Below are 21,286 nucleotides of genomic sequence, written 5' to 3' on the forward strand. Positions count from 1 at the left end.
CGTCACCATGCCCACCGAGACCCTGACCCCCGAGCGCATCCTCGCCGCGACCGAGGAGGTGCTGCGCCGGCACGGTGCCGCCAAGGCCACCGTCGTCGACGTCGCCCGCGCCCTCGGGGTCAGCCACGGCTCGGTCTACCGCCACTTCCGTACGAAGGCGGAGCTGCGCGGCGCGGTCACCAAGCGCTGGCTGGACCGTACGACGGGGCTGCTCGCGGCGGTCGTCGCGGGCGACGAGGCCCCGCCCGCCAAGCTGCGGCACTGGCTCTCGGCCCTCTTCGACGCCAAGCGGCACAAGGCGGGCGACGACCCCGAACTGTTCGCCACGTACACGGTTTTGACGACGGAGAACGGCGGTGTGGTCGACACGCACATCGCCGAACTCGTCGGCCAGCTCGGCGAGATCCTCCAAGAGGGCGTCACCCAGGGCGAGTTCGAGATCGCCGACCTGCCCGTGACGGCCCGGGCGGTCTTCGAGGCGACGGCCCACTTCCACGACCCGGTGCACGCCCCGGAGTGGCAACGGCCGGACGCCGAGCAGGCCTTCGACGCGGTGGTGTCGCTGGTGCTGCGGGGCCTGACCGCCCGCTAGGCCGCGGCCCCTAGTCGGCAGCCCCCGGGTCCACCGTCGCCTGGTGCTCGATCTCCAGATGTTCCTGCGCCTTGAGCCAGGGCAGGAACTGGGCGTTCTTGCGCCACCCGCACGTCCCGCACGTCAACTGCCGCTGGATCCCGGCCCTTTCGACGCTCACGACATGGGCCCGCCCGTGCTGATCCCAGCGACTGACTTTGCTCCGAGCCATCTGCGACATGCCCCGCAGTCTGCCCCACCTCAAGCCCCTGCGGCGATCGAGCAGCGGGGTCCCGGGCAGAGCCCCTCGCCGACCCACCCGCCGTGGGGGCCGGCACATCAAGCCCCTGCGGCGATCGAGCAGCGGGGCCGGCACATCAAGCCCCTGCGGCGATCGAGCAGCGGGGCCGGCACATCAAGCCCCTGCGGCGATTGAGCAGCGGGGTCCGGGGCAGCGCCCCGGGACCTCAGCATCGTTGCCGGGTGCGGCTGCGTGGGGGCTGGTCGCGCAGTTCCCCGCGCCCCTTCAGGGCGCGCCCACGCGGCGGAGCCGCAAATCGACACAGCCCCGCGCCCCTTCAGGGCGCGCCCACGCGGCGGAGCCGCAAATCGATACAGCCCCGCGCGCCTTCAGGGCGCGGCGGAGCCGCATATCGGTACAGCCCCGCGCCCCTGGCCGGACATGGCGACGGCCCCACCGAGAGGCGGGGCCGTCGTCATGTCCGAGGATGCGGGTCAGCAGCCGATCAGGCGGCTGGCCAGGTAGCCCTCGATCTGGTCGAGGGAGACGCGCTCCTGCTTCATCGTGTCGCGCTCGCGCACGGTCACCGCGTTGTCGTCCAGCGTGTCGAAGTCGACGGTGACACAGAACGGCGTACCGATCTCGTCCTGGCGACGGTAGCGGCGCCCGATCGCACCGGCGTCGTCGAAGTCGATGTTCCAGTGCTGGCGCAGCGCGGCCGCCAGGCCCTTGGCCTTCGGGGACAGCTCCGGGTTGCGGGACAGCGGAAGCACCGCGACCTTCACCGGGGCGATGCGCGGGTCGAAGCGCATGACGGTGCGCTTCTCCATCTTGCCCTTGGCGTTGGGCGCCTCGTCCTCGAAGTAGGAGTCGAGCATGAACGCCAGCATCGTGCGGCCGACACCGGCCGCGGGCTCGATGACGTACGGCGTGTAGCGCTCGCCCTTCTCCTGGTCGTAGTAGGAGAGGTCCTGGCCGGAGGCCTTGGCGTGCGCGGACAGGTCGTAGTCGGTGCGGTTGGCGACGCCCTCCAGCTCGCCCCACTCGCTGCCGCCGAAGCGGAAGCGGTACTCGATGTCAGCGGTGCGCTTCGAGTAGTGGGAGAGCTTCTCCTGCGGGTGCTCGAACCACCGCATGTTCTCCTCGCGCATGCCGAGGCCGGTGTACCAGTTCCAGCGCTGCTCCATCCAGTACTCCTGCCACTTCTCGTCCTCGCCCGGCTTGACGAAGAACTCCATCTCCATCTGCTCGAACTCGCGGGTCCGGAAGATGAAGTTGCCGGGCGTGATCTCGTTGCGGAAGGACTTGCCCATCTGGGCGATACCGAACGGGGGCTTCCTGCGCGCGGTCGTCTGCACCTGCGAGAAGTTGGTGAAGATGCCCTGCGCGGTCTCGGGACGCAGGTAGGCGATGGAGCCGCTGTCCTGCGTCGGGCCGAGGTGCGTGGAGAGCAGGCCGGAGAACTGCTTGGGCTCGGTGAAGGCGCCCTTGGTGCCGCAGTTCGGGCAGTTGATGTCCGCGAGGCCGTTCTCGGGGGCGCGGCCCTTCTTCTCCTCGTACGCCTCTTCCAGGTGGTCCGCGCGGAAGCGCTTGTGGCAGGAGGTGCACTCGGTGAGCGGGTCGGTGAACGTGGCGACGTGGCCGGAGGCCTGCCAGACGTCGGTCGCCAGGATCACGGACGAGTCGATACCGACGACGTCCTCGCGCGAGGTGACCATGTAGCGCCACCACTGGCGCTTGATGTTCTCCTTGAGCTCGACGCCCAGGTGTCCGTAGTCCCAGGCGGCCCGCTGACCGCCGTAGATCTCACTGCAAGGGAATACGAAGCCACGGCGCTTGCTGAGGCTGACGATGGTGTCGATCTTGTCGGCGGCCACGGTGCTCTCTTCATTACGACGACGACGAGCGCGCTGGATACGCGCTCCGGGAGCGAATGCTTCAGGTTACCGGCGGGCCCACCCCCCGAACCAAATCGGTTCCCGGGCAGGAGTCGGCACAGAGCGGGACGAAGGCTTCACCGCATCCTTCTTGACAATCATTTCCAGTTTTGTTGAAAATGACTGTCATGAACGTACGCCGCTCCCGCCGCCTCATACCCGTCGCCGCCGTCACCGCCCTCGGCCTCGCCGCTCTCACCGCATGCGGCAGCTCGGCCGCCGACGGCAAGAACAGCGACGGCAAGCTGGACGTGGTGGCGTCGTTCTACCCGATGCAGTTCCTCGCGGAGCGCATCGGCGGCGACCACGTCGACGTCACGAACCTGACCAAGCCCGGCCAGGAGCCCCACGACCTGGAAGTCAGCGCCCAGCAGCGCGCGCAGCTCGAAGAGTCCGACGTCGCCGTCTACCTCAAGGGCCTCCAGCCCGCCGTCGACGAGGCCATCAGCCAGTCCGGGATCTCCACCAAGGTCGACGCCGCGTCCCTGACCGAGCTGGAGGAGCACGGCAGCGAGGTCGGCGGCCACGCCGAGGAGCACGAGGGCCACGACCACGGCGGCGAAGAGGGCACCGACCCGCACATCTGGCTCGACCCGGTGAAGTACGCCGAGGTCGCCGAGGGCGTCGGCAAGGCCCTGGAGAAGGCCGACCCGGACCACGCGGCGGACTACAAGAAGAACACCGCGGCCCTGGTGAAGGAGCTGGACCAGCTCGACACCAAGTTCGAGGACGGCCTGAAGAACACCGACTCCAAGGTCTTCATCACGACGCACGCCGCCTTCGGCTACCTCGCCGAGCGCTACGGCCTCACCGAGGAGGCCATCAGCGGCCTCGACCCGGAGTCCGAGCCCAGCGCCTCGCGCGTCAAGGACCTCCAGGAGATGGCGAAGGCCGACGGCGTCACCACCGTCTTCTACGAGACCCTCGTCAGCGACAAGACGGCCAAGACCCTGGCGACCGACGCGAAGCTCACGACTGATGTACTCGACCCGATCGAGGGCATCACCGAGAAGTCCAAGGGCGACGACTACATCCAGGTGATGGAGTCCAACCTCGCGGCGCTGCAGAAGGCTCTCGGCGCCAAGTGACGTACGGATCAAGCGGCTTGAAGGGCGGCGCGGACATGAGTGATCCCGATCCCGTGATCACCTTGCGGAAGGTGACGGCGGAGCTGGGCGGTCGCCCCGTGCTGCGCGGCATCGACCTGACGGTGGGGCGCGGCGAGGTCGTCGCGCTGCTCGGGGCCAACGGCTCCGGCAAGTCCACGGCCGTGCGCAGCATCATCGGCCAGGTGCCGCTCACCGGCGGCGAGATCGAGCTCTTCGGTACGCCGCGCCGCCGCTTCAAGCAGTGGGCGCGGGTCGGCTACGTGCCGCAGCGCACCACGGCCGCGGGCGGCGTGCCCGCGACGGTCGCCGAGGTCGTCTCCTCGGGCCGCCTGTCGCGCGCCCGTCTCGGCGTGCTGCGCAAGGCGGACCGGGCGGCGGTGGCCCGCGCCCTCGACCTGGTCGGCATGGCGGACCGTGCCAAGGACTCGGTCGACGCGCTCTCCGGCGGCCAGCACCAGCGGGTGCTCATCGCCCGCGCCCTGGCCGCCGAACCCGAGCTGCTGATCATGGACGAGCCGATGGCGGGCGTCGACCTGGCGAGCCAGGAGATCCTCGCCGCGACCTTGCGGGAGCAGGTCGCGACGGGGGCCTCCGTCCTTCTCGTCCTGCACGAACTGGGCCCCCTTGAGCCGCTGATCGACCGCGCGGTGGTGCTGCGCGACGGCTGCGTGCTGCACGACGGGCCGCCGCCGAAGGCCGTCGGCCAGCACGCGCTGCCCGGCCACGACCACGTACATCCGCATGCCGCGGCCGACGCCGTGCCGCTGCGCACGGGCCTGCTGAGCTGAGGGACGGAAAAGCAGTCATGGAATTCCTGAACTACGACTTCATGCAGCGGGCCCTGCTCGCGGCCGTCCTCATCGGCATCACGGCCCCCGCGATCGGCATCTACCTGGTCCAGCGCCGGCAGGCCCTGATGGGCGACGGCATCGGCCACGTCGCGATGACCGGCGTCGGCCTGGGCTTCCTGCTGTCGACGTCGCCGGTGTGGATGGCGATGGCCGTCTCCGTCGTCGGCGCGCTGATCATGGAGCTGATCCGCTGGTACGGGAAGACACGCGGCGACATCGCGCTCGCGATGCTGTTCTACGGGGGCATGGCGGGCGGCGTGATGCTGATCAGCCTCGCTCCCGGCGGCTCCACGGCCAACCTCCAGTCGTACCTCTTCGGCTCGCTCACGACGGTCTCCCAGTCGGACGTCACCGCCATCTGCTGGCTCGCCGCGTTCGTGATCCTGGTGACGATCGGCCTGCGCCGGCAGCTGTTCGCGGTCAGCCAGGACGAGGAGTTCGCGCGGGTCACGGGCCTGCCGGTGCGCTTCCTGAACCTCCTCGTCGCGGTCACGGCGGCGGTGACGGTGACGGTCGCGATGCGCGTGGTCGGCCTGCTGCTGGTGTCGGCGCTGATGGTCGTCCCGGTGGCGGCGGCTCAGCAGCTGACCCGCAGTTTCAAGGCGACGTTCGTCGTGGCGGTCGCCATCGGCGTGGTCGTCACGCTCGGCGGAACCGTCACGTCGTACTACAAGCCGGTGCCCCCGGGCGCCACGATCGTGCTCCTGACCATCGCCGTCTTCATCGTCCTGACGCTGCTCGCGACGCCCCTGGCAAGGCGGCGGGCCCGCGCGGCGACGACAGCGGCCGGCGACCCGGCGGAGTGCGCGATCCCGGGGCAGCAGGCCCCGCTCAAGGTATGACCCGGCCATGACGTCACCTGGCACAATGGCGCCGGTACGTACGTGGCAGGGATGTGAGGAGGAACCCGTGGCAGCCCCGGTTCGAGGCAGGTCGACCCGCCAGCGCGCGGCCGTGGCGGCGGCGCTCGACGAGGTGGACGAGTTCCGCAGTGCCCAGGAGTTGCACGACGTCCTCAAGCACAAGGGCGACTCCGTCGGCCTGACCACGGTCTACCGCACGCTCCAGTCCCTCGCCGACGCGGGCGAGGTCGACGTCCTGCGCACGTCGGAGGGCGAGGCCGTCTACCGCCGCTGCTCGTCGGGCGACCACCATCACCACCTGGTCTGCCGCCTGTGCGGCAAGGCCGTGGAGGTGGAGGGCCCGGCGGTGGAGAAGTGGGCGGAGGCGATCGCCGCCGAGCACGGCTACGTGAACGTGGCGCACACCGTGGAGATCTTCGGCACGTGCGCGGAGTGCGCGGCGGCGTCCTGAGCCCTTCTCGTGTCAGACCCGGCGGATGTGCCGGTCGAGCAGAGCCCGGAGCGCGTCCACGCCTCCGGGCTCTCGCACGCCCCGCTTGGGCAGGACGGTCAGGCACGAGACGTTCTTGTCGCCGCTGAGCAGGACGAACAGGTCGGGCGTCTCGGCGTAGTGCGGGGCTGCCGTCCAGTTCAGCTGGCTGGAGCCGCCCCCGTTGACGATGGTGACGCCGCCGGCCTCGGCCGAGGCGCGGTAGACACCGTGCCGCGCGGCGAGCTTGTGGAACTGGCGGGCCGTGAGCCAGGGCTGGAGCACGAACACCACCACGGTGAGGATGCCCGCCATCACCAGCGAGCTCGCGTCGAACCCCCTGCCGTTCACCAGCGGCACCACGGACGCCCCGCCGAACGCGGCCACGCCGAGCACGGCGAACCGCCGCAGCCGTCGAGCGCTGCCCGACGCCTTGGCCCGCGCCTTGAGCGCCTGTCTCATGTCGGCGCCCGTCAGCTCGTACGTGAGCTCGACGCGCTCCCCCACAGCGGAATCGGCGTGCTGTTCCACAAGTCCCTCCCCAGGACCGCACTGATGTGATCAGGGGGAGAGTAGCGGGCCCCGCAGGTCAGGCCTGCTGAAGGTGGCCGTCCAGGTAGGTGCGGAGGCGGTCCGTTTCCGGGGCGGAGAGGCGGTCCTTCGGGAGGAGGACCGCGCGGGTGGCTTCCTCGTCGTCGAAGAGGACGAACAGGCCGTCCGTCTCCCTGTAGCTCAGCAGGCCGTCCCAGGTGAACCGCTCGGAGCCGAGCTCGTGCTCGACGGTCACGCCGTCCGCGTCGATCGTCGCGCGGTGCCCGCCACGACGTACGGCGCGGTCGTGCAGGTCACTGGCCTCGCGACGCGGGCGCACCACGAAGACTCCGACGAGCGCGCCGATCGCCATGCTGGCCAATACCGCTGACGCGAGGCCGGGATCGCGCACAACTGTCAGGACCGCTATGACAGCGACGCTGAGGGCGCCGCCCCCGGCCTTGCCCTCCCGGCCCGACGCCGCGCGCCGCGCCCGGCCGGCCTCCTCGTACTGCCGCAGCGTGGGCCGGTACTCCAGCTCCACGGGCTCCCCCGCCGCTATCTCTGTGCTGTCCACGGCGGGGATCGTAGTCCGGGTAGCTGTCAGCTCTGCTCGGAGCGGCCTTCCAGCTGGAGCAGCACCTCGTTCGGGGTGGCTCCGCCGAAGCGGCGGTCGCGGGAGGCGTACTCGACGCAGGCCCGCCACAGGTCGCGCCGGTCGAAGTCCGGCCACAGGACGTCCTGGAAGACCATCTCGGCGTAAGCGCTCTGCCACAGAAGGTAGTTGGAGGTGCGCTGCTCGCCGCTGGGCCGCAGGAACAGGTCCACGTCCGGCATGTCCGGGTAGTAGAGGTACTTGGCGAAGGTCTTCTCGCTCACCTTCGACGGGTCGAGGCGCCCGGCCTTCACGTCCTCGGCCAGGGCCTGCGCGGCGTCGGCGATCTCGGCGCGGCCGCCGTAGTTCATGCAGAAGTAGAGGGTCAGCTTGTCGTTGCCCTTGGTCTGCTCCTGGGAGATCTCCAGCTCCTTGGCGACCGACTTCCACAGCTTGGGCATCCGGCCGACCCAGCGCACCCGCACGCCCAACTCGTCCAGCTGGTCACGGGTCTTGCGGATGAAGTCCCGGTTGAAGTTCATCAGGAACTTCACCTCGTCCGGGGACCGCTTCCAGTTCTCCGTGGAGAAGGCGTAGAGGGAGATCGCGCCGACGCCCATCTCGATCGCGCCCTGGAGCACGTCGAGGACGCGCTCGGCGCCGACCTTGTGGCCCTCGGTGCGCGGCAGCCCGCGTTCCTTGGCCCAGCGGCCGTTGCCGTCCATCACGATGGCGACGTGCTGGGGCACCAGCTCGCCGGGGATCTTCGGCGGCCGCGCGCCCGACGGGTGCGGTTCGGGTGTCACGTACGTACGCCGTGACGACCGTCCGAGAATTCCGCGACGTGCCATGTGGTGGGCCTCTCCCCTAGCTCAGCTCTAGCTTTTCTCTACGTAACGCAGCGAGCGCAGTCCGCGCTCCAGGTGCCAGTGCAGGTACGCCGACACCAGGCCGCTGCCCTCCCGTACGAACCGCGGCTCGCACGTGTCCGCCGTCTCCCAGTCGCCGGTCAGCAGCGCTCCCAGCAGGGTGAGGGCCTGCGGTGAGGGTACGACGCTGCCCGGTACCCGGCAGTCGACGCAAACCGAGCCGCCCGCACCGACGGAGAAGAACCGGTTCGGACCGGGCATTCCGCACTTCGCGCAGTCGCCGAAGGTGGGCGCGTAGCCGTTGACGGCGAGGGAGCGCAGCAGGAAGGCGTCGAGGATGAGGTGCGGTTCGTGTTCGCCGCGGGCGAGGGTGCGCAGCGCGCCGACGAGCAGCAGGTACTGCTGGACGGCCGGTTCTCCCTCGTGGTCGGTGAACCGCTCGGCGGTCTCCAGCATCGCGGTGCCCGCGGTGTAGCGGGCGTAGTCGGTGACGATGCCGCCGCCGTACGCGGCGATGGTCTCGCTCTGCGTGCACAGCGGAAGCCCGCGCCCGACCAACTCGCTGCCCCGCGCGAAGAACTGCACGTCGACGTGGGAGAACGGTTCGAGCCGCGCCCCGAACTTCGACTTCGTGCGCCGCACCCCGCGCGCTACCGCACGTACGCGTCCGTGACCGCGTGTGAGGAGGGTGATGATGCGGTCCGCTTCACCCAGTTTCTGGGTGCGCAGCACGATGCCGTCGTCGCGGAACAGACTCATGGCATCCATTGTCCCTTACGGGAAGGGGGCGAGGGGGCGCCCTCCGCGCGCGTGATGTGAACTGGGCCACACCATGTCACGTCCCGGGGGCGCGGATCGTCTCGTGGTCGAACCCCGCACAGGAGCGGGGACCGACCCGAGGAGAGACCGTCATGGGCAAGCAGCTTTCCGAAACCGCCGCAGTCACCGGAGTCACCGGATCCGCCGGTGTCACCAAGGTCGTCGTGGTCGGCGGCGGTTACGCGGGCGTCATGGCCGCCAACCGTCTCACCAGCCGCGCCGACGTCGCCGTCACCCTGATCAACCCGCGCGACACCTTCGTGGAGCGCATCCGGCTGCACCAGCTGGCGGCCGGGACCGACGACGCGGTGGTCGCGTTCCGTGAAGTGCTCGCGGCCGGCGTGGAGTTGACCGTCGGCTCCGTGGAGCGGATCGACGCGCCGGAGCGCCGCGTCACGCTGGCGGACGGTTCCGCGGTCGGCTACGACCACCTCGTCTACGCGGTGGGCAGCGGCAGCGCGGACCCGCGCGTGCCCGGCGCCGCCGAGTTCGCCCACCCGATCGCCTCCCTGGAGGAGGTGCGGCGGCTGCTGCCGGTGCTCGACGCGACCCCCGCCTCCGCGCCCGTGACGATCGTCGGCGCCGGCCCGACCGGCATCGAGACCGCCGCAGAACTGGCGGAGGCGGGCCGCACGGTGACCCTCGTCTGCGGCACGATCCTCGGCCCGTACCTGCACCGCAGGGGCCGCCGCGCCGTCACCAAGCGGCTGACCGCGCTCGGCGTCACGCTGCTCCAGGGCTCCGGCGCGAAGGTGACCGAGGTGACCACCGACACCGTGCGCCTGGAGGACGGGCGTGAGCTGCCGAGCGCGGTGACCGTGTGGACCGCCGGGTTCGGGGTGCCCGACCTGGCCGCCCGCAGCGGTCTGCGTACCGACGAACTGGGCCGGCTGCTCACCGACGAGACGCTGACCAGCATCGACGACGAGCGCATCGTCGCCGCCGGTGACTCGGCGGCGCCGTCGGGCCTGCCGCTGCGGATGAGCTGCCAGGCGGCGATCCCGCTGGGCGCCCGGGCGGCCGACACGGTGATCAGCCGGATCGACGGGGAGCGTCCGGGCACCCTCAACCAGGTGTTCGCGGGCCAGTGCATCAGCCTCGGCCGGCAGGGCGGCATCTTCCAGTTCGCCCACCGTCACGACGTCGCTGTCGGTTTCCACATCGCGGGCCGCCCCGGCGCCAAGGTCAAGGAGTTCGTCTGCCAGGGGATCATCAAGCACCTGGCGGGCGAGGCGAACAAGCCGGGCTCGTACGGGCTGCACCGCGTCTCCGGCGGCAGCAAGCGCGCGGAGCTGCTGCGGACGGCGCCCCCCGTCTCCGACCCCGCGCTGATCCCGTGAACCCACCTGTCACGGCACTTCGCCCCGGCTTCTTCTGTTCTCGTACGCGGTCGCCGCCCGCAGCCGCTCCGTCGTCGTCGCCTCCCGCAGCACCTCCGGCGGGCAGTCCCACTCCCGGCCGCCCCCGAAGGGCCGCAGTTGCACGTACGGTCCTTCGTGCCCCATCACCCTCCCGACCTGCCCCGTACTCGTATCGACCGCATACGAACCGATCGGCGGCTTCATCGGGTGGCGCTCCTGTCGTCCGGTGCTGCGAGGAGTACGGCGGCCAGTCGTGCCGCCGCGTCAACCGAACAACGCCCCAATTCCACCAATGGACACGGGGCGGCCCGCGCGATTGACCCCGGGTCCAGCGCGAGCGAGGGCAGCACAATTCCCGCCCCCGTGAGTGCGGCTCGCAATTTCTCCACCGTTTCCTCGGCTTCCTCCACGCACACCGCGGCGTGCTCCGCTTGTCCCGTCACGTGGCTCCCCTTCCCGATTTGATTTCACGCTTTGCGCCTCCAGATTGCTTGCGTGTCCCTACAGTTGGGAGGGGTCTGTGCACTACAAGTGCGGGGCTGGACTTGGGGGTTGGCCATGGCCAATGGTTCGCGGCAGGCTGCGTGGGAGTTCTTCGGACTTGAGCTGAAGCGGCGCAGAGAAGACGCCGGGCTCACTCAGGTGGAGTTGGGGGTACGCGTATTCGTATCCGGCGGCTACATCGGCCAGTTCGAACAGGCAATTCGCAAACCGCAGTTGGACGTCGCCCAACGGATTGACGAGACGCTGCAAACCGACGGCATTTTCGAGCGGATGTGGCGGAAGCTGATCGACGACCGTCGGTATGCGGAGTATTTCGCGGAGGTCGTCGAGCTGGAGCGGGTCGCTACGCGGATCTGCGAGTTCGCGCCCACGGTGATCCCGGGGCTGTTGCAGACGGCCTCGTACGCCGAGGCCGTCACGATCGCGGCGAACCCGTTCGTCACGGACGCCTACGTCGAGGAGAAGGTCGCGGGGCGCAGGGAGCGGGCGGAGATCCTCGGGGACGCTACACGGCCCGAGTATTGGGTGGTGCTGCACGAGAACGTGCTGTGGACGCCGGTGGGTGGGGCTGCCGCGGCAGCAGAGCAGTTGAAGCACATCGCAGCGCTGATGCAGGAGCGGACACTGTGGGTGGCGGTGATCCCGTACACGGCCGGAGCCCACGCCGCGATGGGCGGGATGCTCAAGCTCATGGAGTTCGAGGACGCCCCGCCGATCGCCTATACAGAGACGGAGTATTCGGGAACGCTCATCGACGATCCGGCCGTAGTGAAGCACGCTCAGCGCACATACGATCTACTGAGGGGCGCCGCGCTGTCGCCGGAGGCATCCCTGGCCCTGATCGAATCGGCGGCGGAGGACTACAGACGATGCGCGAGTACGACCTGAGCAACGCCCGCTGGCGCAAGAGCAGTTACAGCAACGGTCAAGGCGGCGACTGCGTCGAGGTCGCCGACGGAGTCACCGGTGTCGTGCCCGTCCGGGACTCCAAAGTCGCCGGCGGGCCCGTCATCATGATCGGCGCCGACGCCTGGGCCGCGTTCGTGGTCTCGTCCAGGATCACCGTGTAGCGCGTACCGTCCGCCCCGATCCGGCGCCGGGCGTGCATGCCCTCCGGGAGGTCGGGCAGGACCGGGGCCACGCCCGCCTCGGCGCGGATGGTGTCGAAGAGGGCGCGCATCACGGACGGTTCGGGGCGGGTCGCCAGGTACCAGGCCGTGCCGGCGCCGTACGCGTGGCGGGTGACGGACGGCATGACCTCCTGGGCGCCCTCCAGGACGACCTCCTCGGCCCACGTGCCGTCGGGGCGCGCGTCGAACTCCTCGACACGCAGACCCAGCAACTCCCGGAAGGGCGCCGGGTATCCGCCCAGGTGCACGCGGTCGTGCTCGTCGACGATGCCGGAGAAGTAGGAGAGCACCAGGGTGCCGCCGTCGTGGACGTACGCGCGGATGCGGGCCGCCGTCGCCTCCGAGACCGAGTACAGGTTGGGGACGACCAGCAGGCGGTAGGGCGTGAAGTCGGCGTCCACCGGCACCACGTCGCAGGCCACCGACGCGCCCCACAGCGGGCGGTGATGGGCGAGCATCGTGTCGAGGTACGTGACGCCCGCGCTGGGGTGCGCCTCCTGTTCCAGGGCCCACCAGTTGGGCCAGTCCATGAGGAGTGCCGCGTCGGCGGGCTCGGGCCGCGAGCCCAACAGGCCCGGATGTGAAGCCAGTTCGGCGCCGAGGCGCGTGACGTCGCGGAAGATCCGGGTGTCACGGCCACCGTGCGGGACCATCGCCGAGTGGAACTTCTCCGCGCCGCCTCGCGATGCCCGCCACTGGAAGAAGAGGACCGAGTCGGCGCCGTGGGCGACGGCCTGCCAGTTGTCCAGCTCCATGCGGCCCGGCGGCTTGCGGGCGTTGTGCTCCCGCCAGTTGACCGCGCTCGGCGCCTGTTCCAGGAGCAGCCAGGGCTGTCCGCCGCGCAGGCCGCGGATCACGTCGTACGAGAACGCGGTGCGGTGGAAGGAGTCCGGGTCGTGCGGGTCGGGGTAGGAGTCGTAGGAGACGATGTCCATCTCGCTCGCCCAAGTGAACAGGTCGAGGGTCGGGGCGATCGGGACGAAGTTCGTCGTCACAGGGACGGACGGGGCGAGGCGGTCCAAGACCCCCTTCTCCGCGCGGTAGCAGGCGAGGAGTTCGTCGGAGGAGAAGCGGAGGTAGTCCAGGCGCTGGGCCGGGTTGCGGAACGAGGGGGCCGTGCGCGGAGTGCCGATCTCCTGCCAGTCGCCGTAGCGCTGGGACCAGAAGTCCGTGGACCAGGCCGAGTTGAGGGCGTCGAGCGAGTCGTCGTAGCGGGCGCGCAGCCACGTACGGAAGGCGGCCGTCGACGTCTCGCAGTGGCAGTGGCGGGAGATGTGGCAGCCGAACTCGTTGCCGATGTGCCACAGGGCGAGCGCCGGGTGGTCGGCGTACCGGGTCGCCAACTGCTCGACCAGGCGCGTCGCGTACGTGCGGAAGACGGGGCTTGAGGGGCACCAGTGCTGACGCGAGCCGGGGTGCAGGCGGGTGCCGTCCTCCAGGACGGGCAGGGTCTCCGGATGCAGGCGGGCCAGCCAGGGCGGCGGGGACGCGGTCATCGTGGCGAGGCTGACGGCGACCCCGGTGTCCGCGAGCCGGTCGAGGTGGCCGTCGAGCCAGGTGAAGTCGTAGGCCCCGGGGGCCGGTTCGGTCCGCGCCCAGCCGAAGATGCCGAGGGTGACGAGATTGACCCCTGCCGCCGCCATCAACTCGGCGTCCTCGGCGTGGACTTCGGGCCCCCACTGCTCGGGGTTGTAGTCGCCGCCGTAGCCGAGCGAGCCCAGCCTGTCGTAGAGGTGGCGCAGGCGGCCCCCGGTCACTGCACGCCCCTCGTCTCCTGCTCCGCGCGCTTCTCGATACCGCGAAAGTGCGTGGCCATGGCCTCCTGCGCTCCGGCGACGTCCCGGGCGCGAAGCGCGGTGACGATGGCGCGGTGCCGGTCGACGGTGACCTCGGGGGCCGGGTCGCTGGACCACTGGCGGACGCCGGCGACGCGGTTGAAGACGTTCCAGAACGCGCCGAGCAGCTGGGGTATGAGTTCGTTGCCGAGGGAGCGGTAGAGCGTCTCGTGGAACTCGCGGTCCAGGCCGGCGAACGGCTCGTCGGCCTCTCCCGCCTCCCCCATCTTCCGCACGATGCTGTCGAGTTGGTCCAGGACGTCGTCCGCGGGCGGGGCGGCGGCGACCCGCCGGATGAGGCCCTCCTCCAGGATCTCGCGCAACTGGAGGATGTCGGCGAGGGCGTGCGCGTCATCGGCGGGGCGGACCAGGGTGCGGAAGGTCAGGCCGTCGGCGAGCGGGGTGAGTGATCCCTGGCCGACGTAGGTGCCGTACCCGTGCCTGATCTCCACGATGTCGAGTGCCTGGAGCGCCTTGAGCGCCTCCCGTACGGAATTTCTGCTCACCCCCAGCGTCTCCATCAACTCTGCCTCTGTGGGCAGGAGTTCACCGGGGCGCGACCCCGCGTCCAGGATCAGTTGCATCACCGCTCGCTGGACCTGGTGACTGACACGGGGCTGGCGGACGCCCCCGGCGCGAAGCTCGTCGGACATGCGCCGCATCGTAGGGGCTCCGGACGTCCCACGTCCCACCTCGGGCGAAATATCTCCCCCCGCGCTCCCCCGCACCCCCCTCGGACTCCGGCCCCCCGATCTCTTGCGCGATCTCTTGACCGGCCCCCCGGACGCTCTTATGGTCACGTCGCTACCAAGACGTAGGACGTTGGATCTCCCGAACTCCCCTACGGGGCCTGTCCCTTACTGGAGGCACCATGAGCGACCACGACGCCACCGGCCGCCGTTCCTTCCTCAAGTACTCCGGCGCCCTGGGCGCGGCCGCCGCCGTCTCCACCTCGCTGACCGCCTGTTCGTCGGGACCGAAGTCCACGAACGACACGGACGACGACGGGGGCAAGGGCGGATCGACGAGTCTCACCGCCGTCATCGGCTATGGGAACGACGGGAGCTGGGATCCGACGCAGACCGCTTCGGCGTTCGCGATGGCCGGCAACAACCACATCTACGAAGGCCTCGTCGAGACCGACCCGATCACCCGTGCCCCGTACCCGGCACTCGCCACCGCGGTGCCCGACGCCGCCCAACTCAGGGGCACCTCCTGGAAGTTCGCACTGCGCCCGGGCGCGAAGTGGCACGACGGGAAGCCGGTGACGGCGGACGACGTGGTGTTCGTCTTCGACCGGATCCTCGACCCGAAGACGCAGACCCTCGCCAAGGGCTTCTTCGAGAGCTGGCTGAAGGAGGTCAAGAAGGTCGACGAGTCGTCGGTGGAGCTGGTCCTGAAGTTCCCCTTCCCCGACGGCGTCGCCCGGCTGACCCTTGCCAAGATCATGCCGAAGCACGTCTACGCGAAGCCCGGCGCCTGGGACGAGGCGATGAAGGGCAAGGCCGTCGGCTCGGGCCCGTACAGGCAGACCTCGCACCAGCCGAAGACGAACACGACCTTCGAGGCGTTCGCCGACTACAACGGCCCGCGCAAGCCCGCCTTCACGAAGATGAACTGGCTGACCATCGTCGACGCCGCGCCGCGCGTCGCGAAGATCTCCGGCGGCAGCGCGGACGCGCAGATCGCGGACAACATCCCGTACGCCAACATCCAGCAGCTGGAGAAGGGCGGGCTCACCGTCGACGGCGGGGCCGGGATGAACAACCTGTTCCTGATGTTCAACACCGCGCACAAGCCCTTCGACGACGTCCGCGTGCGGCAGGCGCTGCACTACGCCATCGACAAGAAGAAGATGATCGCGGTCGCGCTCAAGGGCCATGGAAAGGCCGCGAGTTCGTTCCTCAACGAGGGCAACCCGACGCACCGCGCGGCGAGGACCGTCTACGACTACGACCCCGGGAAGGCGAAGAAGCTCCTCAAGGAGGCCGGGGTCAGCGGGCTGAGCATCAGCCTGATGGCGGTCAACGTGTCCTGGATCGTGGACTGCCTGCCCACCATCAAGGCGTCCTGGGACGCGATCGGCGTGAGGACCACGCTCGACCCGCAGGAGACCACGGCCGTCTTCACGAAGATGGACCAGAAGAAGGACTACCAGGTGGTGGCCGCCGCCTCGAACCCGAACCAGTTCGGCCTCGACGCGGACCTGATCATGCACTACAACTACGGGCCGGCCAACTTGTGGATGGGGTACGCCCGTTGGGCCGACAACTCCACCGCCAAGCAGCTCTTCAAGCAGATGGACCAGGCGACGCGCGAGCCCGACGCCGACAAGAAGAAGACGATGATCCAGGAGTACATCGACATCGTCGCCGAGCAGGCCGTCATCTACCCCGTCGTGCACAACGAGCTGATGACCGCCTGGGACCCGAAGAAGATCACGGGGGTGCAGGCGCAGCCCTACCCCGGGATCAACGTGCTCAAGGCGAAGCCGGCGACGGCATGACGGTCGTCGCCCGGATCCTCGCCCGCCGGCTCGCCCTGCTCGTCCCGCTGCTGCTCGGCATCGCCGCGTTCGTGTTCCTGGTGATGCGGTTCGCCGACATCGACCCGGCGTCCGCGTACTTCCAGGGCGCCAATCCGACGCCCGGACAGTTGCACGAGTTCCGCGAGCGCAACGGCCTGCTCGACCCGATGCCGCTGCGCTACCTGCACTTCGTCGGGGACCTGCTCCACGGCGACATGGGCATCAGCGTGCTGACCCGGCAGCCGGTCGTCGAACAGGTCACCACCGCGCTGCCGCTCACCCTGCAACTCACGTTCCTCGGGCTCGGCATCGCGGTCGTCGTCTCGCTGCTGCTCGGCATCAGCGCGGCCATCCACCGCGACCGGGCGTGGGACCAGATCGTCCGCGTCGTGTCGCTCACCGGCGTCGCCGCGCCGGGCTTCTGGCTGGCGCTGCTGATGATCCAGTACCTGGCGGTGGGCCAGGGCTGGTTCCCGACCGGCGGATACATCAACCCCGGTGACTCGCTGAGCGGTTGGCTGAGGACGATGACACTGCCCGCCCTCGCGCTGTCCCTGCCGGTCGCCGCGCAGCTCACCCGGATCGTGCGGACGGCCGTGGTGGAGGAGCTCGACAAGGACTACGTCCGCACGGCCGTCGGCAGCGGGCTCCCGCCGGTCGTCGTGGTCGGCCGCAACGTGCTGCGCAACGCCCTCATCAACCCGCTCACCGTGCTCGGACTGCGGGTCGGGTATCTGCTGGGCGGGGCGGTCGTGGTCGAGACGATCTTCTCGTTGCCGGGGATGGGGAAGCTGATGATCGACGCGGTGAAGAACGGGGACCCGGCTGTGGTGCAGGGGGTCGTGCTGACCACCGCCGTGGGGTTCGTCGTGGTGAACCTGGTGATCGATGTGCTGTATCTGCTGGTGAATCCGCGACTGCGGGGGGCGTCTTGAACGTGATCCGTGTCGGTGCTCGGGTCGCGGGGCTCCGCCCCGGGCCCCGCTCCTCAAGCGCCGGAGGGGCTTCATGATGCGGAGGAGCTTCATGATGCGGCCGGGCCACATGCTGCGCCGGTTGCCGCTGATGTCCCGTATCGCTCTCGGCGTGCTGGCGCTCGTCGTGCTCATGGCTCTCTTCGCGCCGCTTCTCGCCCCGCACGATCCCCTCGACCAGCAGCCGCAGGTCGGCGGGACCGGGCATCCGTCCGGCGCGCACTGGATGGGGCAGGACAGCCTCGGCCGGGACATCCTCAGCCGGCTGATGTACGGGGCCCGCTGGTCCCTGGCCATCGGGCTCGGCGCGACGCTGCTCGCGCTGCTCGTGGGCGCGGTCGTCGGCGCCGTCGCGGCGACGTCCCGCAAGGCCGTCGACGAGACGCTGATGCGCTGCCTCGACGTCGTCATGGCGTTCCCGGGCATCGCGCTCGCCGCCGTGCTCGTCGCGGTGTTCGGCGGCGGCATCCCCGTACTGATCTGCGCGCTCGCCTTCCTCTTCACACCGCCCGTCGCCCGCGTCGTGCGCGCCAACGTCCTCGACCAGTACGGCGAGGACTACGTCACGGCCGAGCGGGTCATCGGCGCCCGCACCCCGCACATCGTGATCCGGCACGTCGCCGTCAACTGCGCCGCCCCGATCCTCGTGTTCTGCACGGTGCAGGTCGCCGAGGCCATCGTCTTCGAGGCGTCGCTGTCCTTCATCGGGGCGGGCGTGCGGCCCCCGGACCCGTCGTGGGGCAGCGTCATCGCCGACGGCAAGAACATGGTCCTGATCGGCGGCTGGTGGGCGACCGTCTTCCCCGGCCTGCTCATGCTGCTCACCGTCCTGTCCCTGAACATCCTCAGCGAGGGCGTCTCCGACGCCTGGGCCGCGCCCGCCGCGCGCGACGTGACGACCAAGGAGGCCGACCGCCTGGAGACCCCGGCACCCGGCACCGGAAAGGTCCTCGAACTCCCCGGACTCACCGAGGCGGCGGCCCGCCTGCGGGCCCGCGCCCGGCCGCTGCCCGACGCCCCGCCGATCCTGTCCGTACGGAACCTCGCCGTCGGGTTCGACGCCCGGCACGGCGGCGTCGACATCGTGGACGGCATCAGCTTCGACGTACGCCCCGGCGAGTTACTCGGCCTCGTCGGCGAGTCCGGCTGCGGCAAGTCGCTGACCGCCCTGACCGTCATGGGCCTGCACCCGAAAGGCGCCCGCATCAAGGGGGAAGTCACCTTCGACGGAAGGGAGTTGACCGACCTCCCGATGAGCGCGCGGCGCCGCCTCCTCGGCCACGACATGGCGATGATCTACCAGGACGCCCTGTCCTCCCTCAACCCGGCGATGACCGTCCGGGCGCAGCTCAAGCAGGTCGTACGGCGAGGAGGGCGGCGCTCCCCCGCCGAACTCCTGCACCTGGTCGGCCTCGACCCGGACCGCACGCTGCGCAGCTACCCGCACGAGCTCTCCGGCGGCCAGCGCCAGCGCGTCCTCATCGCCATGGCGCTGTCCCGCGAACCGAAACTGATCGTCGCCGACGAACCGACGACCGCCCTCGACGTCACCGTCCAGGCCCAGGTCATCGAACTGCTGCTGCGCCTGCGCGCCGAACTGGGCTTCGCGCTCGTCCTTGTCTCGCACGACCTGGCGCTGGTCGCCGACGTCACGGACCGGGTGGTCGTCATGTACGGCGGCCAGATCGTCGAGACGGGCGTCACGGCCGACCTCGTCCAGTCTCCTCAACACCACTACACCCGCGGCCTGTTGGGCTCGGTCCTCTCCCTGGAGGCGTCGGCCGCCCGCCTCACCCAGATCAAAGGCGTGGTCCCGTCCCCGGCGGACTTCCCACCCGGCTGCCGCTTCACGGACCGCTGCCCGCTCGCGTCGGAGGTGTGCAGGGCGCAGGCGCCGGCCCTGCGGGGGCAGCACTCCCACAGCACGGCGTGCCACCACCCCGCCAGGGGCGCGGCCAGCCACGACGAACCGTCAGCCGCCGACCCGCCCCACGTCCCCACGGCGCGTGGCCCCCTGCCGGAGAGGGACCTCACATGACGACCCCCCTGGTCGAGTTGACCCACGTGCACGTAGTCCACAAGGCCCGCTCCGGAGGCCTCCTCACCCGCGACCACGTCCACGCCCTGACCGCCGCCGACCTCACCGTCGAACCCGGTGAGACCGTCGGCGTCGTAGGCGAATCCGGCTGCGGAAAATCCACCCTGGCCAAGGTCCTGGTAGGCGTACAGAAACCCACCACCGGCACCGTCACGCACCGCGGAGCGGACCTGTGGACGATGCCCCCGGCCGCCCGTCGCACCGCCCTCGGCACGGGCATCGGCATGATCTACCAGGACCCCTCCACGGCCCTGAACCGGCGGCTGACCGTACGGCAGATCGTGCGCGACCCGATGGACGTCCACCACCGCGGCACCCGCCCCGAACGGGACGACCGGGTGCGGGAGTTGCTGGGCCTGGTAGGGCTGCCGAAGTCGCTGGCCGACGTCCTGCCCGGCCAGCTGTCGGGCGGGCAGCGCCAGCGCGTCGCCATCGCCCGCGCGCTCGCCCTCGAACCCGACCTGGTCGTCGCCGACGAACCCACCAGCGCGCTCGACGTGTCCGTCCGTGCCCAGATCCTCAACCTCCTCCTCGACCTGAAGGAACGGCTCGGCCTCGCCCTCGTCTTCGTCTCGCACGACATCCGGACGGTGCGCCGGATGAGCGACCGGGTCATCACGATGTATCTGGGCCGGATCGTGGAGGAGGCACCGGCCGCCGTACTGGACCGGGCCCGGCACCCGTACACGCGCGCCCTGTTCTCGGCGACGCCCGGCCTGCTCGACCCGATCGACCCGATCCCGCTGGCCGGCCCGGTGCCGTCGGCGACGCGGCCGCCGTCCGGCTGCCCGTTCCGTACGCGGTGCTGGCGGGCGGACGACGTGTGCGCGGCGGCGATGCCGGACCCCGAGGGCGGGGCGGCGACCGGCGGCCACGTCTTCCGGTGCCACCACCCCGTACGTGAGGACCGGACCACGCACGACCTCGTACGGGAGGCCTCGCCGGGGTGAGGGGCCCTCACGGGCGGTGCGGCACCGTCCGCGCCGGGAGCCCGGCCGGGCGGGACGCCGGGCCCCCTGCGGGTGTTCGCCGGGGACGTGCGCGGCCGCGGCCCCGAAGTGAGCAGCGGGGTCCGGGGCAGAGCGCCGCGACCCGAGCGCAGATACCCTCCGCGCATGATCACCGGAACCCACACCGTCCTGTACTCGGCCGACGCCGAAGCAGACCGCGCCTTCCTCCGCGACGTGCTGCGCTGGCCTCACGTCGACGCCGGAGGCGGGTGGCTGATCTTCGCCGCGCCGCCCGGCGAGATCGCCCTGCACCCCACCGACTCCGCCCCCTCGCACGAGCTGATGCTGATGTGCGACGACCTGGCGGCGACCGTCGCCGAACTCGCCGCCCGGGGCGTCGAGTTCACCAAGCCGGTGGAGGAACTGCGCTGGGGGAAGCTGACCGCGCTGCGCCTGCCGGGCGGTGGCGAGGTCGGCCTGTACGAGCCGCTGCACCCGCTCGCCCACGGCTAGGGCGCCCCGAAGTCCACGTCCGCCGAGCGCAGCACACGCACGCCGCGCTCCGGGAAGTCGATGTGCCGGTAGATCTCGTTGTGGTGGGCGATCGACTGCTCCGGTGGAGCGAAATCCGTCGTGTCGGGCCTGACCGACGTGGTGTGCCCGTCGGCGACCAGCACCAGGTCGTAGCCGCGGCTCAGCGCCTGCCGCGCGGTCGTCTCCACGCAATTCTCCGTGGCGAACCCGGTGACCAGGACCTCGGTGACGCCGAGGTCCTGGAGCGCGGCGTCGAGTCCGGTCCGCAGGAAGGCGTCGGCGGAGGTTTTCTCCACCGTCGACTCATCCTCGTTCGGCCGGAGTTCGTCCACGACCGGGCCCTCGCCCCGCTGCCGGACCGTGACGACGGGCACGCCCGCGGCACGCGCCCGCTGCCGCAGCCCGGCGATGACGGCGACCGTACGGCCGGGCTCGTGCATGATCGGCACCATCGCCTCCTGCATGTCGATGACGAGGAGCGCGGGCCGGTGCGGGGTGGATGGCATGGCCGTACGGTA

General features: G+C 70.4%; 23 protein-coding genes and 1 pseudogene. 13 read left to right on the forward strand and 11 right to left on the reverse strand.

The genetic code is table 11. The annotated features are described in order from the left end of the window. Positions 1 to 7 precede the first annotated feature (7 nt). Positions 8 to 592 (forward strand): TetR family transcriptional regulator, encoded by a 585-nt coding sequence (locus AB0L37_RS17955; protein ID WP_365505725.1) that lies wholly within the window; start codon positions 8 to 10, stop codon positions 590 to 592. Between the two features lie 10 nt (positions 593 to 602). Here the strand turns inward: AB0L37_RS17955 and AB0L37_RS17960 are convergent, their stop codons facing one another. Both AB0L37_RS17960 and AB0L37_RS17965 read right to left on the reverse strand, forming a co-directional pair. Further along, complete coding sequence (locus AB0L37_RS17960; RefSeq protein WP_365505728.1) at positions 603 to 812, reverse strand: hypothetical protein; 210 nt, start codon at positions 810 to 812, stop codon at positions 603 to 605. Positions 813 to 1,306: 494 nt separating this feature from the next. Beyond that, positions 1,307 to 2,689, reverse strand: coding sequence for a glycine--tRNA ligase (locus AB0L37_RS17965; RefSeq protein WP_365505731.1), 1,383 nt, complete (start codon positions 2,687 to 2,689; stop codon positions 1,307 to 1,309). 188 nt (positions 2,690 to 2,877) lie between these two features. Between AB0L37_RS17965 and AB0L37_RS17970 the strand changes: the two genes are divergently transcribed. The 4 genes from AB0L37_RS17970 (at position 2,878) to AB0L37_RS17985 (ending at position 6,023) form a co-directional block, all read left to right on the forward strand. Further along, the gene (locus AB0L37_RS17970; RefSeq protein ID WP_365505735.1) at positions 2,878 to 3,837 is read left to right on the forward strand and encodes a metal ABC transporter substrate-binding protein; all 960 of its coding nucleotides are present in this window, start codon (positions 2,878 to 2,880) and stop codon (positions 3,835 to 3,837) included. A 35-nt stretch (positions 3,838 to 3,872) separates the two neighbouring features. Further along, complete coding sequence (locus AB0L37_RS17975; protein WP_365505738.1) at positions 3,873 to 4,646, forward strand: metal ABC transporter ATP-binding protein; 774 nt, start codon at positions 3,873 to 3,875, stop codon at positions 4,644 to 4,646. 17 nt (positions 4,647 to 4,663) lie between these two features. Continuing rightward, on the forward strand, positions 4,664 to 5,551 hold the full coding sequence (locus tag AB0L37_RS17980) for a metal ABC transporter permease (RefSeq protein ID WP_365505741.1): 888 nt from the start codon (positions 4,664 to 4,666) through the stop codon (positions 5,549 to 5,551). Between the two features lie 67 nt (positions 5,552 to 5,618). Continuing rightward, complete coding sequence (locus AB0L37_RS17985) at positions 5,619 to 6,023, forward strand: transcriptional repressor (protein WP_365505744.1); 405 nt, start codon at positions 5,619 to 5,621, stop codon at positions 6,021 to 6,023. 12 nt (positions 6,024 to 6,035) lie between these two features. Here AB0L37_RS17985 and AB0L37_RS17990 read toward each other — a convergent pair whose 3' ends face one another. Genes AB0L37_RS17990 through recO form a run of 4 tightly spaced genes read right to left on the reverse strand, consistent with a single transcriptional unit; the run spans position 6,036 to position 8,795 of the window. After that, positions 6,036 to 6,572, reverse strand: coding sequence for a YcxB family protein (locus tag AB0L37_RS17990; RefSeq protein ID WP_365505747.1), 537 nt, complete (start codon positions 6,570 to 6,572; stop codon positions 6,036 to 6,038). Positions 6,573 to 6,630: 58 nt separating this feature from the next. Further along, complete coding sequence (locus tag AB0L37_RS17995) at positions 6,631 to 7,149, reverse strand: YcxB family protein (protein WP_365505750.1); 519 nt, start codon at positions 7,147 to 7,149, stop codon at positions 6,631 to 6,633. A gap of 26 nt (positions 7,150 to 7,175) precedes the next feature. After that, a complete protein-coding gene (locus tag AB0L37_RS18000; protein WP_365505752.1) occupies positions 7,176 to 8,018 on the reverse strand; it encodes an isoprenyl transferase in 843 nt (280 codons plus the stop codon). Between the two features lie 27 nt (positions 8,019 to 8,045). Next, the gene (recO, locus tag AB0L37_RS18005; RefSeq protein ID WP_365505755.1) at positions 8,046 to 8,795 is read right to left on the reverse strand and encodes a DNA repair protein RecO; all 750 of its coding nucleotides are present in this window, start codon (positions 8,793 to 8,795) and stop codon (positions 8,046 to 8,048) included. Between the two features lie 152 nt (positions 8,796 to 8,947). Here recO and AB0L37_RS18010 point away from each other — a divergent pair, with 152 nt between their 5' ends. Next, entirely contained in the window at positions 8,948 to 10,195 is a 1,248-nt protein-coding gene (locus AB0L37_RS18010; RefSeq protein WP_365505758.1) for an FAD-dependent oxidoreductase, read from the forward strand. Between the two features lie 9 nt (positions 10,196 to 10,204). On the opposite strand, the gene AB0L37_RS18015 is transcribed toward AB0L37_RS18010, so the two are convergent. Then, positions 10,205 to 10,420 (reverse strand): hypothetical protein, encoded by a 216-nt coding sequence (locus tag AB0L37_RS18015; RefSeq protein ID WP_338696290.1) that lies wholly within the window; start codon positions 10,418 to 10,420, stop codon positions 10,205 to 10,207. Continuing rightward, positions 10,417 to 10,659 (reverse strand): hypothetical protein, encoded by a 243-nt coding sequence (locus tag AB0L37_RS18020; RefSeq protein ID WP_365505762.1) that lies wholly within the window; start codon positions 10,657 to 10,659, stop codon positions 10,417 to 10,419. The genes AB0L37_RS18015 and AB0L37_RS18020 overlap by 4 nt, the downstream gene beginning before the upstream one ends. Before the next feature lie 115 nt (positions 10,660 to 10,774). Between AB0L37_RS18020 and AB0L37_RS18025 the strand changes: the two genes are divergently transcribed. Together AB0L37_RS18025 and AB0L37_RS18030 are read left to right on the forward strand one after the other, a co-directional pair. After that, positions 10,775 to 11,608: a helix-turn-helix transcriptional regulator gene (locus AB0L37_RS18025; RefSeq protein ID WP_365505765.1), complete on the forward strand. Its 834-nt coding sequence runs from the start codon at positions 10,775 to 10,777 to the stop codon at positions 11,606 to 11,608. Further along, positions 11,590 to 11,790, forward strand: coding sequence for a DUF397 domain-containing protein (locus tag AB0L37_RS18030; RefSeq protein ID WP_365505768.1), 201 nt, complete (start codon positions 11,590 to 11,592; stop codon positions 11,788 to 11,790). The genes AB0L37_RS18025 and AB0L37_RS18030 overlap by 19 nt, the downstream gene beginning before the upstream one ends. Positions 11,791 to 11,870: 80 nt before the next feature. Here AB0L37_RS18030 and AB0L37_RS18035 read toward each other — a convergent pair. Together AB0L37_RS18035 and AB0L37_RS18040 are read right to left on the reverse strand one after the other, a co-directional pair. After that, positions 11,871 to 13,607: pseudogene (locus tag AB0L37_RS18035) on the reverse strand (beta-galactosidase); the annotation flags it as partial. After that, positions 13,604 to 14,347 (reverse strand): FadR/GntR family transcriptional regulator, encoded by a 744-nt coding sequence (locus tag AB0L37_RS18040; RefSeq protein WP_365505771.1) that lies wholly within the window; start codon positions 14,345 to 14,347, stop codon positions 13,604 to 13,606. The gene AB0L37_RS18040 and the pseudogene AB0L37_RS18035, both read right to left, overlap by 4 nt. Before the next feature lie 209 nt (positions 14,348 to 14,556). On the opposite strand from AB0L37_RS18040, the gene AB0L37_RS18045 reads away from it, so the two are divergent. From AB0L37_RS18045 to AB0L37_RS18065, 5 genes are all read left to right on the forward strand, one after another. Then, positions 14,557 to 16,191: an ABC transporter substrate-binding protein gene (locus AB0L37_RS18045; protein WP_365505774.1), complete on the forward strand. Its 1,635-nt coding sequence runs from the start codon at positions 14,557 to 14,559 to the stop codon at positions 16,189 to 16,191. After that, positions 16,188 to 17,147 (forward strand): ABC transporter permease, encoded by a 960-nt coding sequence (locus AB0L37_RS18050; protein WP_365505777.1) that lies wholly within the window; start codon positions 16,188 to 16,190, stop codon positions 17,145 to 17,147. The genes AB0L37_RS18045 and AB0L37_RS18050 overlap by 4 nt, the downstream gene beginning before the upstream one ends. Positions 17,148 to 17,220: 73 nt before the next feature. Next, positions 17,221 to 19,224 carry a dipeptide/oligopeptide/nickel ABC transporter permease/ATP-binding protein gene (locus AB0L37_RS18055; RefSeq protein ID WP_365505780.1) on the forward strand — a complete coding sequence of 668 codons (2,004 nt, stop codon included), beginning with the start codon at positions 17,221 to 17,223 and terminating at the stop codon, positions 19,222 to 19,224. After that, positions 19,221 to 20,234, forward strand: a complete 1,014-nt coding sequence (locus AB0L37_RS18060) for an ABC transporter ATP-binding protein (RefSeq protein ID WP_365505783.1) — start codon at positions 19,221 to 19,223, stop codon at positions 20,232 to 20,234. The genes AB0L37_RS18055 and AB0L37_RS18060 overlap by 4 nt, the downstream gene beginning before the upstream one ends. A gap of 165 nt (positions 20,235 to 20,399) precedes the next feature. Further along, positions 20,400 to 20,747, forward strand: a complete 348-nt coding sequence (locus tag AB0L37_RS18065) for an extradiol dioxygenase (RefSeq protein WP_365505786.1) — start codon at positions 20,400 to 20,402, stop codon at positions 20,745 to 20,747. On the opposite strand, the gene AB0L37_RS18070 is transcribed toward AB0L37_RS18065, so the two are convergent. Next, the gene (locus AB0L37_RS18070) at positions 20,744 to 21,274 is read right to left on the reverse strand and encodes an isochorismatase family protein (protein ID WP_365505789.1); all 531 of its coding nucleotides are present in this window, start codon (positions 21,272 to 21,274) and stop codon (positions 20,744 to 20,746) included. The genes AB0L37_RS18065 and AB0L37_RS18070 overlap by 4 nt on opposite strands. Positions 21,275 to 21,286 lie beyond the last annotated feature (12 nt).

Origin of the sequence: Streptomyces sp. NPDC052225 (assembly GCF_040679615.1) — a bacterium.
Classification (GTDB): Bacteria; Actinomycetota; Actinomycetes; order Streptomycetales; family Streptomycetaceae; genus Streptomyces.